We start from the raw sequence: 16,089 nt of genomic DNA, 5'->3' as shown, positions 1-16,089 counted from the left end.
AAAGGGGACGGAGGGGATTAAGTCGCAATCCCCCAATCTGCCGTTTACGACTTAATCCCCTCCGTCCCCTTTTTTGCGAGGAGGCGCCAGCTGGCGAGGCTGCCGTAGACCAGCAGCAGGGCGGTGAGGGTGACCAGTTCGTGGCTGACTTCGGCCAGGCGGGCGTCCATCTGGTTCAGGCGCACCATCAGGTTGATGCCCGAGGTGGTCGGCAGAAGCTGCGCCAGCCAGACCAGCGGTGGTGGCGTCATCACTGCCGGCCACGACAGGTTGGCCAGGAAGAACAGCGGGATCGAGGTGGCGATGATGTACTGGAAGGCGCGTTCGCGGGTTCGGAAGAAACTGCCGACGAACAGGCCGAAGGCCACGGTGGCGGCGATGAACAAGGTGCCGCCGAGCAGCTGGCCCAATGGGTTGCCGCCGCGCGGATAGTCCTGCACCCAGGCGGTGAAGCCGGCGTAATAGAACAGGCCGAACAGGCCGATCAGGCCGAAGCCCAGTGCCATGCCGCCCAGCGTCGGCAGGTCGAAGCGCAGGCGCCGGCCGAGTGCGAGACGACGGCCGCCGAGCAGGACGCCGATGCCCATCAGCAGGGTCTGGTGCACGATCAGCTCGGCCACGCCGGGCACGATGGCGCTGCCATAGCCTTCCTGGGTGTTGTACAGCGGGCGCTGCACCAGGGTGACCGGTGGTGCCTGTGGCGCGCCCATGAAGGCGGCCTGGCCGACCACCGCCTCCCGTCCGAACGCGCCCAGTGCATCGGCCACGCTGCCCAGCACCCAGCTGGCGCGGCCCAGGTAGGCGCCGTTGCCGAGCAGCACCAGCTTGGCCGGGTGGCCGCGCAGGATGTCGCGCTCCAGGTTGGCCGGGATCAGCACGATGCCTTCGGCATGACCGGCTTCCAGCTGCTGGCGCGCGCTGTCGATGTCCGCAGGCTGCCCGACCACGCGTGCGACCCGCAACGCGTCGAGCTTTCGCAGCAGCTCGCGGCTGGTGGCACTGTGGTCTTCATCCACCACCAGTACCGGCAGGTTGCCGGCCACCTGGTGGCGATACGCGGCCGGGTAGAAGAACGAGTACAGGATTACCGCGCCGACCATCACTACGATCGCATAGCGGTCGCACAGCACCGCCATCAGCGTCTGCCGCAGGCTGCGCCAGAGTGCGCTCACGCGTCGGCCCCCGCCGGTTGCGCGGCTTCGGGCGTACGCGCGAAGGCGATCAGGCGCAGCCCACCGATGCCGCCAGCCACCACTGACATCAGCAGCAACGTGGCCATCGGCCATACCGAAACCTGCAGCGGCGAACCGATGAACTGTTGCTGGGTCTGCAGCTTGATATAGGCGCTGAGCGGCAGCAGCTGATGCCAGACGCGGGTGAATAACGGCCCGTCCAGCACAGGGAAGGTGGCGCTGGAAAATGCCAGTGCAGTACCGATGCTGAGGCCGACCGCGGACAGCGCGGTACCCATGTCGCGGGTGACGCCGACGAAGAACAACGCGTAGGCCGCAGTAGCCAGATAGAACAGGGGTTGAGCGAGCAGCAGCAGGAGCACGCTGCCGGCCACACCATCACCGCGCAGCCAGGCCAGGTAGCCGATGCCGAGCGCGCCATACAGCGAGAACAGCAGGATGTACGGCGCGACCTTGCCGGCAATCGCCAGCCACGGCGTGCGGCCCAGCCAGGCGGGCAGGGTGCCGTCGCGGATCTCGCGGCCGAGACTGCCGGCCACCGCAAGTGCCAGCACCAGCGACAACACCGCCGGGAAGATCAATGGCAGCAGGAACAGCTCGTAGCTGCGCGCCGGGTTGTACAGGATGTCCGACTGGACCGCGATCGGTGCCGCACGCAGCTTGCCCGGGCCGACCTGCAGGCCGATGCGCTCGCGCAGCAGGCGTGCGTTCCAGGCCGAGACCACGTCGCCGATATCGCGCGCCGCGGACTGGCCGGTGGTCATGTAGGTGGCGTTGTAATAGGCGAACACCGTGCCCTGGCGCCCACGCAACGCCTGCCGGGTGACATCGCGCGGCACCAGCACGATGGCGAACACATCCAGCCGACGCAGCTGCGAACGTGCGTCCTGCATGTCCGCAGGCTGGCTGGCGATGCGCACGCCGGGGCTGGCATCGAGCATGCGCAGCAGCAGGCGGCTGTCACTGCTGTGGTCGAGGTCGACCACGGCGATCGGGATGTCGCGCATCACCGAGGGCGTGAACATCCACGCCATCACGGCCAGCATCAGCAGCGGCAGCAGGGTGACCAGCAGCAGGTCGGCGCGGTTGCCGCGTAGCGACCGCAGCTCGCGCCGCCAGCTGGCGGCGAAGCTGCTGCCGTCGGGGCTCAGCGCTGGGGCCATGCGAACAGCACGCTCATGCCGGGGCGGAAGCCCTCGATGCGGCGTACCGGGCGCACCCGCACCTCGAAGCTGCGGACGTCGTAGCCGGACGATTGGCGGGTGGTCCGCCAGGTCGCATAGTCACCGGCCGGGTTGATGAAGTAGACCTCGAATTCGCCGTCCTGGCCAAGCGCCGGCACGCTGCCCTGCAGCTTGCTGCCGACCTTCAGGCCCTGCATCTGCGATTCGCGCAGGTTCATCGCCACCCACATGCGGTCGATGTCGACCAGGGTGAACACCGGATAGCCCGCTGGCACCAGTTCGCCGGGGTCGGCCATGCGCTTGTTGATCTCGCCGGCCACCGGCGCGCGCCCTTCCACTTCGACGCGCGCTGCGTTGACCTCGGCCACCGCGCCCTGTGCCTGCTGCACCTGGCCCTGCGCGGCACGCTTGTCCTGCTCGCGTGCGCCGGCCAAGGCCATGTCGTACTGCGCGCGGGCGGCACGGGCCAGTTCGCGCGAGCTGGTGGCCTGGGCATGCGCTTCATCGCGCTTCTGCCGGGTCATCACCCCTTCGTTGAACAGGTTCTGCACGCGCTGGTAGGTGGCTTCAGCCAGCGTCGCACCGGCTTCAGCCCGCTTCCAGTTCGCTTCGGCGGCGCGGATGTCTTCGCTGCGCGCACCTTCGTCGGCCTTGTCGGCCACCGCCTGTGCGGCGGCCAATGCGCCGTGCGCCTGTTGCTCCTTGGCGGCCACTTCGGGGCTGTCGAGCAGGAACAGCACCTGCCCGGGGTGCACGCGGTCGCCCTCGCGCACCTTCAGTTCGGCCACGCGCGCGGTGATCTTGGCGGCCACGTTGATGGTGTCGGCGTCGGCCATGCCCTGGATCTGGTCGGCCGGGCTGCGCCAGGCCAGCCACAGGCCGAGCACCACCACGACCAGCAGCACCACTATCAGGATCGGGCCCAGACGGCGCTTGGCCGGAGGGGTCGTTGCATCGTCGTGCAGCACATCACTCATGGTCGATCACCTCGTCCGCACGCCGCCGGAATTCTTCGAAACGGTCCATCTGTCCACTGATCTCCAGCAACTGTGCCAGCGCAATATCGTATTGGTAGGCGGCCTGCGCGCGCTCGACGCGGGCGCCGCCGAGGCCGAGCCGCGCGTCGATCACATCCAGCGAGGTGGCCTGGCCTTCGCGGAACGCCAGCTCCTGCAGGCGCAGGTTTTCCTGTGCCTGGGCGATGCTGCTGTCGAGCAGCACGTACTGCTGGCGCGCGGTTTCCAGTTCGTTCCAGGCCTTGCGCACGCCCAGTGCGACCTGGTTCTCGGCCTCGCGCAGGCCCGCTTCGGCCTGGTCCTGCTGCGCACGCGCGGCGCTGATCTGCGCCGGCCGCGAATTCGGCGACAGGAAGGTGTACTTCAGGCCGATGCCGAACGCCCAGTCCGGATCGGTCAGCATCTCGTCGCGGCGGCGGAAGTCGTACTGGCCGAAGGCGAAGATCTGCGGCTTCAGCTTGGCCTGCTGCACGCGCACGCCCTGTTCGGCCTGCGCCACCATCGCCCGCAGGCGTGCGATCTGCGGCTGGCGCGCCTGCGCCGTGCGCTCGAAGCTGGCCACCGGTTCCAGCGGCACGCGCTGCACGAACAGCGGCGACACCGGCTGCACCTCGCCACCACTGCGCAGCAGCGTGGCCAGCGCCGCCTTCAGCGTGGCCAGGTCGTTCACCGTTTTCTGGTATTCGCGCTCGGCCTTGTCGCGGGCCACGGTGGCCTGCAGGCGCTGGGCGCGGGTGGCGAAGCCCTCGCGTTCCAGCTTCTCTGCGTCGGACAGGTGGCGGTTCAGGCCATCGCGTACGTCGCGCCGCACATCCACTGCCTGCTCGGCCAGGCGCTGGCCGAAATAGGCCTGGGCCAGCTGCACGGTCAGCGATTGACGCTGAGCCTCGCGCTCGGCGCTGGCCTGCTCGTGGGCAGCGCTGGCGGCACGTTGCGCGGCCGGAATCACGCCGCCGGTGTACAACGGCAGCACCGCGGTAACCACGGGCCGGGTACGCCAGTCGCGTTCGGTGAATGACAGCGGTGAGTCGATGCCATAGGCCTCGGCGACAGGTGCCAGCGAACCCAGTGGCAGGGTGAGGGTCTTCTGGAACTGCAGCCGGCGCACTTCGCCGGTGATCTCCGGCAGGCGCAGCAGGCGGGTGGCGTCCTGAAGGTCCTGCTTGTTGCGCACCGCTGCATCAGCGGCGGCCAGTGCATCGGAGACCTGCTCCAGGCGCTGGCGTGCCTGTTCCCAGTCCAATGCGGGTGCATCGGTGAGGCTCTGCGCCGGCACAGCCAGGGGCAGGCAGGCTGCCAGCGCCAGCGCGGCCTTCGCGCCGTGCATCCTTGTACGTCGGCCGATCACGCCCATGCCGTCCCAATGGTGAAGAAGTGCGCAAACGGTAGTGCGCGCGGCGTGAAGCCCGGGTCTGCGGTCATTGGATTGTCCTCAACGAAGGGTGCCGCTGGCTGCAGTGCGCAGCGCCTGGGTGATGTGCTGCAGCGTGCTTGAACGCACGGCAGCATGCTGCCAGTACAGCGGCACATCGAGCCAGCGGCGGGGTTCCAGTACCACCACGCGGCCGGCGCGCACGGCGGGCGCGACCAGGGTTTCCGGGGCCATGCCCCAGCCGAGTCCGCACGCGGCGGCTTCGACGAAACCGGTGGAGGAGGGCAGGTAGTGTAGCGGCGGCTGCAGTCGCGCGCGGGTCAGCCGCCGCACGAAGCGCCACTGCAGTTCATCCTTGCGGTTGAACACCAGCATCGGTGCGCGCGCCAGGGCCGTGGCCTGCATGCCGTCGCGGAAGTACTGGCGGGCGAAGCCGGGCGAGGCGATGGCGTGGTAACGCATGGCGCCGAGCGGATGCACGTTGCAGCCCTTCACCGGCTGGCTTTCGGCAGTGACCGCGCCGAGCACGCTGCCATCGCGCAGCAGCTGCAGGGTATGGTCCTGGTCATCCATGCGCAGGTCGAACAGGTAGCCATGGCGCTGGTGCAGTTCGGCGATGGCTGGCACGAACCAGGTATCGAGCGAGTCATCGTTGACCGCCAACGGGATCGGCGTGCGCGCGGCATCGCTGCCGCGTTCGGGCAGCAGTTCGGCCAATGCCTCGGCCTCCAGCGCCTGCATCGGCCGGACCCGGCGCAGCAGCGCTTCGCCTGCGGCGGTGGGCCGGCTCGGTGCCTGGCGCACAACCAGCACCTGGCCGAGCCGATCCTCCAGTGCCTTGATCCGCTGCGACAGGGCCGACGGACTGATCGACAGGCGGCGCGCCGCAGCCTCGAAGCTGCCTTCTTCCAGCACCGCAGCAAACGCGGCCAGTTGCGGATGTACCAGATCCATGCCGGTGCCTCTTCAGTTTTCCTGCACAGGATAAAGAAAAATCAGATTGTCTAAACAGGGTCAGCGGCCGCACCCTGCGCGTCCTCTCGCTGCCTGGCCTGTCCTGATGTGGATCGCCGCTACCGCCGCCGGCCTGTTCGCAGGTGCCGGCCTGATCATCGCCATCGGTGCGCAGAACGCCTTCGTGCTGCGCCAGGGCCTGCAGCAGCGCCATGTGGGCAGGGTGGTGCTGGCCTGTGCCGGCGCGGACATCGTGCTGATCCTGGCCGGCGTCGGTGGCATGGGCGCGCTGGTGCTGCAGTGGCCGCTGCTGCTGCAGGTGCTGCGCTTCGGTGGTGCGGGTTTCCTGCTCTGGTATGGCCTGCAGGCGGGGCTGCGCGCATGGCGCGGTGGCAGTGCGCTGGCCGCCGCCGAGGCGCAGGGCGGCAGCGGACGGCAGGTACTGCTGACCTGCCTGGCCTTCACCCTGCTCAACCCGCACGTCTATCTGGATACCGTGGTGCTGCTGGGCAGCCTGTCCACGCGCTACCCGGGCGATCTGCGCTGGGCCTTCGCCGCCGGTGCCTGCGCCGCCAGCGTGGCCTGGTTCTGCACGCTGGGCTATGGCGCGCGCCTGTTGCAGCCGGTGTTCCGCAGGCCGGGCGCCTGGCGTGTGCTGGATGCAGGCGTGGCGATCTTCATGTTCTGCCTGGCGACGTTGTTGCTGCTGCGTCCTTTATCGCCATGAGTGCGTGACGTACGCCGGTGTTGCGTATGTGTTCCACCGGTACGGTTCACGTGGCCGGATACAGCGCGGATAATGCGCGCCTGGTCGCGACCCCGCCGCGCATGCCGTCGTTCGGCAGCCCCCCGGTCGCCTGTGTTCTCGTTGTACGACCGCCACGGCGCGGCATCGGTGTTGCATGAAAGACAATCTACAGCTGCTCCTGTCCCACCTGGGGCGCACCTTCCTGTTCGGCCTGATGATGGCGCTTCCGCCTGCGTTGGCCTGGCTCGACATCCATTGGCTGGGCAATGCAGTCGGCGAGTGGTCGCTGGTCGAACTGACCCAGGAAGGCTTCCTGGTCGCCAGCGTGGCTGCCTTCGTCCGGCTTGCATTGCGACGTGCCGATGATCGGGCCTTTGCCGTTCTGGCGGCCGCGCTGTTCGCCTGCATGCTCCTGCGTGAAATGGATGAGGCGCTGGACCTGATCGCACACGGCTTCTGGAAGTACCCGGTGGCCGTGCTGATCATCGGTTCACTGGCCTGGGCCAGCCGCGACTGGCGCCGGGCCATGCCGGCGCTGGTGCGTTTTCTCGTATCCCGGCCGGGTACCGTGATGACGATCGGCCTGGTTCTGCTGCTGTTCTATTCGCGTCTGATCGGCATGACGTCGTTGTGGACCGGACTGCTGGGTGACCAGTACATCCGCGTGTTCAAGAACACCATCGAGGAGACCACCGAACTCCTTGGTTACACCTTCATTCTCGCAGCCAGCGTCGGCTATGTGGCACAGCGGGTACGCGAACCGCTGACGGCGCGGAAGCGCGCCGTGCACGAGGGTGCCGGGATGCAGCAACGGCCACTCTAGGCGGCATCCACCGCGCATAACGGCGTCTCGCCGGGGCGCAGGGTCAGCACGCGCACGCCATTGCGAGTGACCGCCACAGTGTGCTCGAACTGCGCCGACAGCTTGCCGTCGCGGGTGTACACCGGCCATTCGTCCGGCTGCTGGCGGATGGCCGGCTTGCCCTGGTTGAGCATCGGCTCGATGGTGAACACCATGCCTTCTTCCAGCACCATGCCGGTATTGGGATGGCCGTAGTGCAGGATCTGCGGTTCCTCGTGCATCTCCTGGCCGATGCCGTGGCCGCAGTATTCCTTCACCACGCTGTAGCCGTGGCTGCGCGCGTGGCGGGCGATGGCGTGGCCGATGTCGCCCAGGCGCGCACCAGGACGCACGGCGGCAATGCCTTTCCACATCGCCTGGTAGGTGGTCTGCACCAGCCTGCGCGCGGCGTAGTCGACCTCACCGACCCGGTAGGTGGTGCTGGAGTCGGCGATGTAGCCGTTCTTTTCCAGGGTGATGTCGAGGTTGACGATCTGGCCGTTGCGCAGCACGTCGGTGGTGCTGGGTACGCCGTGGCAGACAACGTTGTCGATCGAGGTGTTGAGCACGTACGGGAAGCCGTACTGGCCCTTGCTGGCCGGCCTCGCCTGCAGCTCATCAACGATCATGCGTTCGACGAAATCGTTGATCTCCATGGTGCTTCGGCCCTGCAGCGGCAGCTGGTCGAGTGCGGCGAACACCTCCGCCAGCAGGCGGCCGGATTCGGCCATCAGCGCGATCTCGTCGGGGCGCTTGATGATGCCCATCGGCTCAGACCTGGCCCGGCGGCAGCAACGGGGGCTGCACGCCGGCCGCGCGCAGCTCGCTGGCGACGATGTCCTGGAAGCTCAGCGTCGGATTCATCTCGCACAGCATGCCGACCCGGATCCAGAAGTTGGCCTGGGCGTTGATCGAGCGGCTGGAGACGGTACAGGCACGACGCAGCTGGTCGTGCAGGGTGTCATCGATGTTGACGATGCCCATGGGCGGTCCTGAAGGAGGGGGTATACGAAGCGTATATGTTTCGTATATCCGGCTCAAGGCCGCCCGGTTCAGCTCGCGTCGGTGGCGAAGCGCAGACGGTTGCCGTCGGGGTCGACCAGCAGCATCTCGCGGCTGCCCCATTCGGTGTCATGCGGCGGCTGTTCGATGGGGACGCCTGCGGCGCTGAAGGCGCGGTGCAGGGCGTCGACGTCCTCTACGATGAAGTACACCGCGCCGCCGACCTCGCAGTCGCCGCTGTGTTCGGTGAGGAAGATCGTCTGGCCATCGCGGGTGAGCTGGGCGAACAGCGGGAAGCCGGGTTCGAAGCGGTGTTCCCAGTCAACCACGAAGCCCAGTCCCTGCACGTAGAACGGCAGGGTGGTGTCGGCGTGGCGCATGCGCAGCTGCGGGATGACGGTCTGGGGCATGGCGAGGGCTCCTGGGGCAGGCGTCCAGTGTAGTGCCGGCCGCTGGCCGGCATCCCCGTGCGCCCGGGAACAATGAGGTTGCCGGCCAGCGGCCGGCACTACCGACTCTGCCTGGGTCTGGTAGTTGCCAACCTTGGTTGGCATTGCCGGCCTGCGGCCGGCACTACCGAAGCCATGCCGGCCAGCGGCCGGCATGACCGACGCGGTCAGCAGGCGGTCGGCACCGCGGCCATCGCCGCCAGCAGTTCGCGGTTCACCTGCTGGTGCCGCGCCTGCCACAGCGGTAGATCCTCGGCGCTGACGTCAGGCTGGCCATCCAGCGACGACAACCAGCGCTTGAAGCGGCTCTGGTAGTTGGCCAGCGACACTTCGCCGGTGATGTCACTGCCGACCAGGCCGCCGGCACGCAGCGCTTCAATCACCACCAGCGCGTGTTCCAGCTGGAAGCGGCCCTGATCCCAGTTGCTGCGGGCGACGTCCTCGGCAAACACATCCTTGTCGATCGACAGGTAGGTCGGCTGCGGCGACTTGGCCTGTTCGGCAGCAAACGCAGCCACCAGCGCTTCGGGGTGCTCGAAGCGGCGGAAGGCGTGGCCCATGCCGAGACGATGCCCCCAGCCCACGTCCACGTCCATGCACCAGTACGTCAGCCGGCCGCTCATCAGCGGGCGCCAGTGGTTCTCCCAGGCATGGCCGAGGCCGATGTCGCTGGAGGTGATGCCGAGCACGTGGATGTGCGAGATCTGCGGCAGCTTGCTGGCGCCGTTCACCCACGACCCGCAGTGCATGCCGAACGGGAAGCGCATGTTGTCCGGATGGTTGTCCAGCACCACCAGCTGGAACGGCGCCTGCGTGCGCATGCGCTGCAGCAGCGGCAGGCTGAGGTGGTGGAAGTCGCCACTGCCGAGCATTACCGTGCCGAGCTGGGCCGGCAACGGCGCCAGCACTTCAGTGGCGAAACGCTCCAGGGTGGCATTGCGGCAGGCGAAGCGCAGTGGATCGTGCCATTGCGGCAGGGCCAGGGTCTGCGCCTCTGGCAGCGGCAGCACGCCACCGTCCAGGTCCAGGATCAGCGGGGAACGCAACGGCATCGCTCAGCCACCTCCGTCCGGTTCGCCCTGCAGGTACGGGGCCAGCCTGCGCAGGGCTGCACGCAGCAGCGGGGAACGGGCGTGGATCGCATGCCGGGTGGAGGTGAAGCTGGCACCCAGTTCGGCCTTGATCCGCGAATCGGTCCAGCCGGCCACGTAGTGGCTCAGGCTGTGCTGCAGCGCGTATTCGAGGTTGTGCATCCAGCTCACCGCGTACAGGTTGTGCTCGCGGGACTGCGGATAGGCCAGGCCGATGTACTTGTCCACCAGCTTGCCCGCATGCACGTAACACAGGTTCCAGCCGATCAGCTGGCCCTGGTGGCGGTACAGGAACATCCGTCCCTGGCCCTGGCTGTCGGCCAGAAGATGCTGGAAGTAGGGCAGGTCGAGCTGGTCGAAATGCACCGCGCTCTGCGCGTACACGCCCAGGTACAAGGCATACAGTTCGGCCTGGAGCTGCGGGTCGGCCAGGGCCGGATCGCCGGTGGCGATGCAGTCGATCTGCAGGTCGTCGCGCGAGCGCAGCTTGCGCCGGATGTTCTTGCGGCGCGAAGACGACAGGCGGCCGAGATAGCCATCGATCGAATCGAAATCGATCGCCACCCAGGCCAGTGGCATGCCTTCCAGTTCGACGAAGCCGCGTGCCAGCAATGCCTGCAGGAAGGCACCGCTGTGTGCGTTGGCCGCGTCGTCCAGCAGCGGCGAATCGATCGCCAGGTCCTTGACCACCAGCAGGCGGGTATCGCCGATCGCGTGACGCGTCACGTCCTCGGCCAATGCTTCTGGTGCGACGTGCGCGGGCAGCGGGGTGTACTCGGTGCTGGTGGCACCGACGAAGCGGGTTTTCCAGGTGATCCAGGGCCGCCACAGGCGCGACAGCGGCAGGCCAAGCAGCTTGCCGCGCAGGTCGTCGTCCATGGTGGTGGTCAGATCCAGCGGCGCACGGAAGGTCGGCAGGCCGCTCGGAAGGCGGCCTGCCTCGAACCCGAGCGGCGGGTGGGCCAGGAAGCCCTCCAGCAGCGCGGCCGGTTCCAGCGCGGTGCTGGACGCGCGTGACGTCATTTCCATCGGCACGGGAACCGGCAGCGCATCGGACCTCAGCCCTTGGCCTTGGTCAGCGCCTGGTCAAGCAGGGTGATCGCCAGGTCGATCTCTTCGTAGCTGATGTCCAGCGACGGCGCGAAGGTGATCACGTTCTTGTACCAGCCACCCACGTCGAGCACGAGGCCCATGCGCTTGCCGTCGTGCAGCAGGTCACCGGCCAGGCCGATGTCGACCATGCGGTCCAGCAGTTCCCTGTTCGGGGTGTAGCCGTCGGTCTGGCAGATTTCCGCACGCAGGGCCAGGCCCAGGCCGTCGACGTCGCCGATTTCCGGGTGGCGCTTCTGCAGGCCACGCAGGCCGTCGAGGAAGTACGCGCCCTTTTCCGGCACGGTGCGCTCGTAATCCATTTCCTTGCCCAGCTTCAGCACTTCCAGGCCCAGGCGGGTGCCCAGCGGGTTGGAGTTGAAGGTGGAGTGGGTGGAGCCCGGCGGGAACACGGTCGGGTTGATCAGCTCTTCGCGCGCCCACAGGCCCGACAGCGGGTTCAGGCCGTTGGTGAGCGCCTTGCCGAACACCAGCACGTCCGGGGTCACGCCGAAGTGCTCGATGGCCCACAGCTTGCCGGTGCGCCAGAAGCCCATCTGGATTTCATCGACGACCATCAGGATGCCGTACTTGTCCAGCACGCGCTTGAGGCCGGTGAAGAAGTTGCGCGGCGGGATGACGTAGCCGCCGGTGCCCTGGATCGGCTCGACATAGAACGCGGCGTACTCCGCCTGGCCGACCTTGGGATCCCACACGCCGTTGTATTCGCTTTCGAACAGGCGCTCGAACTGCCACACGCAATGGTCGGAATACTCTTCCGGGGTCATGCCCTTCGGGCGACGGAAGGGGTACGGGAACGGAATGAACATCGCGCGCTCGCCGAAGTGGCCGTAGCGGCGGCGGTAGCGGTAGCTGGAGGTGATCGACGACGCACCCAGGGTACGGCCGTGGTAACCACCCTCGAAGGCGAACATCAGGCTCTTGCCGCCACGCGCGTTGCGCACGATCTTCAGCGAGTCTTCAATGGCCTGCGCGCCGCCGACGTTGAAATGCACGCGGCCGTCGAGGCCGAACTTCTCGTGCATGTCCACGGCAATGGTCTTGGCCAGCTGCACGCGGGTCGGGTGCAGGTACTGGCTGGCGACCTGCGGCAGGGTGTCGATCTGGTCCTTCAGCGCATCGTTCAGACGCTTGTTGCTGTAGCCGAAGTTGCAGGCCGAGTACCACATCTGCAGGTCGAGGTAGGGCACGCCCGCACCGTCGAACATGTAGCTGCCTTCGCCGCGCTGGAAGATCTTCGGCGGGTCGACGTAGTGGACGGTATCGCCGAAGGAGCTGTAACGGGCTTCGTCGGCCAGCAGCTGCGCGTCGGAGGCGGCGGCGTCGGCGTTCTTGTCAAAAATGTTCATGCAGTTCGGTTCCGTGAAGGACGTTCGAAAGAGGTAGCGGGGGCGTGCTTGGAAGGGAGTGCTCAGGCGGTGGCCAGCAGCAGGGGCAGTACGGCGGGCTGCGGGCTGGCGTCGATACGACGTGGCTGCAGCAGGCTGCCATCGAGCAAGCGCGGCAGCAGTGCGATTGCATCGTGGAAGGTATCGATGGCGGCATGCTCGATGCCGGCATGGGTGCAATGGGTGATCAGGCGACGCTTGGCGAACACGAAGTCGGCATCTTCGGAGACGCAGAAATCCGAACTGCCATCGCCGATCATCAGCACACGCGGCGCTTCGTTGGCGCGCGCCTGCGCAGCGCAGGTGCACTTGCAGGTGCCGCTGCGGCAGCCTTCGGCCTGGTAGGGCGATTCCAGTTCCCAGTGGTCATCGCACCAGCGCAGGTGGTTGGCCACCACCGGCAGTCGCGACAGGCCGTGGTTGGCGAGGATGCGGTGGATCGCATGGTCCAGGCCGTCACTGACGATGCGCAGCGGCACGCCCAGCTGTTCGGCACGGCTGACAAAGGCGGCAAAGCCCGGATCGATCTGCACCTGGTCCAGGTGGGCGTCGAGCGTGGCCGGGTCCAGCTTCAGCAGCCTGACCTGGCCCTGCATGCATTCGCGCGAGCCGATCTTTCCCGCTTTCCACTGGTCTTCCAGTTTCTGCCAGCCCGGCTGGCCGTATTTCTCCAGCAGCGAGTCGATGACATCTTCGAGGCTGATGGTGCCGTCGAAGTCACACAGGATGCTCCAGTGCATGGGCAGGTCCGTCGATGAAAGGAACGTCCGGCGCGATGCCGGGGCAGGCTCAATGTAGGCAGGCAGCCTTTCTCGTTCCTTTCCTGTTGAAAGCCTGCATTGCAGGGCGCGGAAAGCGTTCAGGAAGGTGCATGGATGAATGCGTGAGGCGCACTCCATCCCTGCGTCCTGGCGTCACGCGCGGGCCAGTGCCCGCAGTATTTCGGCGGTCTCTTCACGGGTCTGCCAGGCGCTGTTGCCGAGGGTCAGCATGCGTGCGGCGAAGTCGCGTGCGTTGGGCATGTCGTCCTGCGGCACGATGCCGCGCAGGTAGGCATAGCCGGGCAGGGCATGGATGAACATGCGGCTGGCGCCAAGCCCGCGTGGCCACAAGTCCTTCAGTACTGCATCGCGGGCGCGTTGGCTGGGCAGCAGCAGCATCAACAGTGGCCAGGTGCCACCGCTACCGGCCAGCCCATCGACCACCTCAACGGCAGGCAGCTGTGCCAGCTGCACGCGCAGCTGCAACGCACGCAGCCGACCGGCCTGAAGGAATGCCGGCAAGCGCCGCGCGGCATGCGCGCCGATGTTCTGCCGCCACTGGCTGACCCGGTGCTGCGGGATATCCAGCGGGAAAATGTCACCGACCGCATCTTCCAGATCGCCACGCTGAAGCGCATTGCGCAGTGGATTGCCATACACCAGTGACAGCAGCGAAGGGCGATAGCAGGCAGCAAGGCCCAGCAACTGCACGCTCCGCAGCAGCTCCCAGCGCAGGCTGGAGCGAACGTGCTGGACGGCATGTTCGGCCAGCGCAGCACGCAGTTCGTCATCGCGGCTGACCAGCAGGCCGCCTTCATGCAGGCTCAGGCCCTTGCCGGCGGCCAGGCTGAAGAATCCGATATCGCCGCGCATGCCGACACTGCTGTTGCCGACCCGTGCGCCGAGTGCCTGCGCGGCATCTTCGATCACCCAGGTGCCGGCGTTGCGGGCGACTTCGCAGGCCAGCTCGACATCGGCAATGCGCCCGCCCAGGTGGGTGGGCAGGATCGCCAGCGTGCGCGCATCGGCCAGCCGCTTGAGCTGGCCGGGGTCGAAGTCGAAATGACCGCGCCGGGTATCGCACAACTGCACGCGCAGGCCCAGGCTGTGCACCGCGATCGGCACCAGCGGGCAGGTATAGGCCGGCATGATCACGGTGTCGCGCTTTGGCGCACGCTTGCGCAGCGTGCGCAGGGCGATCAGCAGCGCGTGCGTGCCGGAACAGGTCAGCTGCAGCGGCGGTGTGCCGAGCTGGCTGGCAAGGATGTCACGCAGGTCGCCGCCACCGGGAAGGAAATCGCTGGCCTGCATCGGCAGGCCGGCGGTTGGTGGCAGTTCGCGCGCGAACAGGCTCATCGCAGCGCGCTCACGGGGTGCTTTCGGCAGGGCTGTGCGGGTCGTCCGCCTCGGCGCGGCCGAGGCAGACGATGCCGGCCACGATCAGTACCGCACCGAGCAGATGGTGCAGGGTCAGCGGCTCGTTCAACAGCCACGCCGACAGCAGCAGCACGCTGATCACTTCCAGGTGCGAGGCAGCAAAGGCGGGACCGATCGGCGCATGGCGCAGCAGGCTCATCCAGGTGAAGAATGCACCCACGTAGCCGAGGATGGCGCCGTAAACCCACGGCTGCGACAGCACGCGCAGCAGCCAGGCGGTGTTGGCCTCGACCGGCAACGCGGCGTCACCGGCGTACTTGAAGCACAGCTGGGCCAGCGTGTCGAAAGCCATCAGCAGCGGGAAGCCGATCACATACAGGCGCCTCATGAGCCGGCCCCCACCACGGCTACGCCGGCGGTGACCAGCAGCATGCCGGTCACCCGCAGCGGCGTGAGTTTCTCGCGGAACAGGAAACGGCCGGCGATCATCAGCGCGACGATGTTGATCGAGCCCAGCAGTACGCCCTTGGACAGCGGCACCAGCGACAGGAACGCGATCCAGGCGACGAACTCAAGCACGTAGCAGGCGATGCCGATCCACAGCCAGGGACGGCTGAGCATGTGTTTCCAGCGCTGCAGTCCTTCGCCCTCCTGCGGATCGCTGGCGGCGGCCTTGAAGGCGAGCTGGCCACCGGTATCGAGTACCACATTGGCCAGCCACAGCAGCGTGGCAAGTGCCCCCATGTCAGGCCACCGCCTTGAGCACGCCCGTGCGTTCACCGATTTCGGTGAAGAAGCGCGCGCTGCGGCGGATCACATCGCGGCGTTCGCGGTCGATGGTGATCATGTGGTAACTGTCTTCCAGCACCACCAGTTCCTTCGGGCCGCTGACCCGCGACATCACCAGCTCGGCGTTGCCCATGCTGGCCACGTCGTCCTCGCGGGCGTGCATCACCAGGCACGGCGCGGTGACCTGGTGCAGGTGGCGGCGGGTCCAGTTGCTCAGCGCGCGCATTTCGGCCAGGGCGTGCCAGGGGTTGCCCGGCAGGCCGGCGGCGGCGCTGTCGCCGGACAGCATGGCGGCACTGACTTGTGCACGCAGGCGCTCGTCACGCAGGCCGTACGGCGGTTCTTCCATGAACATGCGGTCGCGGCCGATGTTGAAGCGCTTGAACCACGGCAGCAGGAACGAGAAGCGGGCCACGGCGGGGATGTTCCAGCCGTCATAGCGGAAGGTGGCGCCGTACACGCCGACCCCGGACACCCACTCGGGGCGACGTGCAGCCAGTGCCAGCGACAGCACCGCGCCCATCGACAGGCCGCCGACGAACAGCTGGTCGACCTTGCCGCGCAGGGTTGCCGCCGCATCTTCCACGCCCTGGTACCACTGTTCCCAGGTGGTTGCCAGCAGGTCATCCACGCTGCCGCAATGGCCGGGCAGCTGCACGCCGTGCACGGTGAAACCGGCGTTGTTCAGCCCTTTGCCCAGCATGCGCATTTCCGCCGGGGTGCCGGTCAGGCCATGGACCAGCAGCACGCCCTGTGGGCCACCGGGGAGGAAGAAGTCGTGCGATTCGGTCACCTGGCGGCTCCGGGACGGCAG

The 16,089-nt window shown here is 67.4% G+C and carries 18 protein-coding genes; 2 read left to right on the top strand and 16 right to left on the bottom strand.

Annotated elements, in window-relative coordinates:
• Positions 1-44 precede the first annotated feature (44 nt).
• From QRO95_RS09945 to QRO95_RS09925, 5 genes are all read right to left on the bottom strand, one after another.
• Complete coding sequence (locus tag QRO95_RS09945; RefSeq protein WP_285302444.1) at positions 45-1,172, bottom strand: ABC transporter permease; 1,128 nt, start codon at positions 1,170-1,172, stop codon at positions 45-47.
• On the bottom strand, positions 1,169-2,356 hold the full coding sequence (locus QRO95_RS09940) for an ABC transporter permease (protein WP_285302443.1): 1,188 nt from the start codon (positions 2,354-2,356) through the stop codon (positions 1,169-1,171). The genes QRO95_RS09945 and QRO95_RS09940 overlap by 4 nt, the downstream gene beginning before the upstream one ends.
• On the bottom strand, positions 2,341-3,354 hold the full coding sequence (locus QRO95_RS09935; RefSeq protein WP_285302442.1) for an HlyD family secretion protein: 1,014 nt from the start codon (positions 3,352-3,354) through the stop codon (positions 2,341-2,343). The genes QRO95_RS09940 and QRO95_RS09935 overlap by 16 nt, the downstream gene beginning before the upstream one ends.
• Entirely contained in the window at positions 3,347-4,747 is a 1,401-nt protein-coding gene (locus QRO95_RS09930) for a TolC family protein (protein ID WP_285302441.1), read from the bottom strand. The genes QRO95_RS09935 and QRO95_RS09930 overlap by 8 nt, the downstream gene beginning before the upstream one ends.
• A gap of 78 nt (positions 4,748-4,825) precedes the next feature.
• On the bottom strand, positions 4,826-5,719 hold the full coding sequence (locus QRO95_RS09925; RefSeq protein ID WP_121503886.1) for a LysR family transcriptional regulator ArgP: 894 nt from the start codon (positions 5,717-5,719) through the stop codon (positions 4,826-4,828).
• A 106-nt stretch (positions 5,720-5,825) separates the two neighbouring features.
• Between QRO95_RS09925 and QRO95_RS09920 the strand changes: the two genes are divergently transcribed.
• Together QRO95_RS09920 and QRO95_RS09915 are read left to right on the top strand one after the other, a co-directional pair.
• The gene (locus QRO95_RS09920; RefSeq protein ID WP_049399621.1) at positions 5,826-6,446 is read left to right on the top strand and encodes a LysE/ArgO family amino acid transporter; all 621 of its coding nucleotides are present in this window, start codon (positions 5,826-5,828) and stop codon (positions 6,444-6,446) included.
• Positions 6,447-6,621: 175 nt separating this feature from the next.
• Positions 6,622-7,290: a hypothetical protein gene (locus tag QRO95_RS09915; protein WP_032127534.1), complete on the top strand. Its 669-nt coding sequence runs from the start codon at positions 6,622-6,624 to the stop codon at positions 7,288-7,290.
• Here the strand turns inward: QRO95_RS09915 and map are convergent.
• The 11 genes from map to QRO95_RS09860 all read right to left on the bottom strand — a co-directional run bounded on the left by map (position 7,287) and on the right by QRO95_RS09860 (position 16,068).
• Positions 7,287-8,069 carry a type I methionyl aminopeptidase gene (gene map / locus QRO95_RS09910; protein WP_197614988.1) on the bottom strand — a complete coding sequence of 261 codons (783 nt, stop codon included), beginning with the start codon at positions 8,067-8,069 and terminating at the stop codon, positions 7,287-7,289. The two genes, QRO95_RS09915 and map, sit on opposite strands and share 4 nt — an antisense overlap.
• A gap of 10 nt (positions 8,070-8,079) precedes the next feature.
• Positions 8,080-8,292, bottom strand: a complete 213-nt coding sequence (locus QRO95_RS09905; RefSeq protein WP_005408659.1) for a ParD-like family protein — start codon at positions 8,290-8,292, stop codon at positions 8,080-8,082.
• 68 nt (positions 8,293-8,360) lie between these two features.
• On the bottom strand, positions 8,361-8,720 hold the full coding sequence (locus QRO95_RS09900) for a VOC family protein (protein WP_049424512.1): 360 nt from the start codon (positions 8,718-8,720) through the stop codon (positions 8,361-8,363).
• A gap of 206 nt (positions 8,721-8,926) precedes the next feature.
• Positions 8,927-9,811: an arginase family protein gene (locus QRO95_RS09895; protein WP_285302440.1), complete on the bottom strand. Its 885-nt coding sequence runs from the start codon at positions 9,809-9,811 to the stop codon at positions 8,927-8,929.
• Positions 9,812-9,814: 3 nt separating this feature from the next.
• Positions 9,815-10,879: a GNAT family N-acetyltransferase gene (locus tag QRO95_RS09890; RefSeq protein ID WP_049399616.1), complete on the bottom strand. Its 1,065-nt coding sequence runs from the start codon at positions 10,877-10,879 to the stop codon at positions 9,815-9,817.
• A gap of 29 nt (positions 10,880-10,908) precedes the next feature.
• Entirely contained in the window at positions 10,909-12,309 is a 1,401-nt protein-coding gene (locus QRO95_RS09885; RefSeq protein WP_285302439.1) for an aspartate aminotransferase family protein, read from the bottom strand.
• A gap of 62 nt (positions 12,310-12,371) precedes the next feature.
• On the bottom strand, positions 12,372-13,088 hold the full coding sequence (locus tag QRO95_RS09880; protein ID WP_285302438.1) for an MtnX-like HAD-IB family phosphatase: 717 nt from the start codon (positions 13,086-13,088) through the stop codon (positions 12,372-12,374).
• A gap of 174 nt (positions 13,089-13,262) precedes the next feature.
• Complete coding sequence (locus QRO95_RS09875; protein WP_032127527.1) at positions 13,263-14,465, bottom strand: DegT/DnrJ/EryC1/StrS family aminotransferase; 1,203 nt, start codon at positions 14,463-14,465, stop codon at positions 13,263-13,265.
• Positions 14,466-14,475: 10 nt separating this feature from the next.
• Positions 14,476-14,874, bottom strand: coding sequence for a multidrug efflux SMR transporter (locus tag QRO95_RS09870; protein ID WP_032127526.1), 399 nt, complete (start codon positions 14,872-14,874; stop codon positions 14,476-14,478).
• Positions 14,871-15,230, bottom strand: coding sequence for an EamA family transporter (locus QRO95_RS09865; protein ID WP_012479558.1), 360 nt, complete (start codon positions 15,228-15,230; stop codon positions 14,871-14,873). Before QRO95_RS09865 ends, QRO95_RS09870 begins: the two co-directional genes overlap by 4 nt.
• Position 15,231: 1 nt before the next feature.
• Entirely contained in the window at positions 15,232-16,068 is an 837-nt protein-coding gene (locus QRO95_RS09860; protein WP_010483180.1) for a carboxylesterase, read from the bottom strand.
• Positions 16,069-16,089 lie beyond the last annotated feature (21 nt).

This window comes from Stenotrophomonas maltophilia group sp. Smal13, from assembly GCF_030236855.1.
GTDB lineage: Bacteria > Pseudomonadota > Gammaproteobacteria > Xanthomonadales > Xanthomonadaceae > Stenotrophomonas > Stenotrophomonas maltophilia_A.
This window is presented reverse-complemented; position numbering and strand designations above follow the sequence as displayed.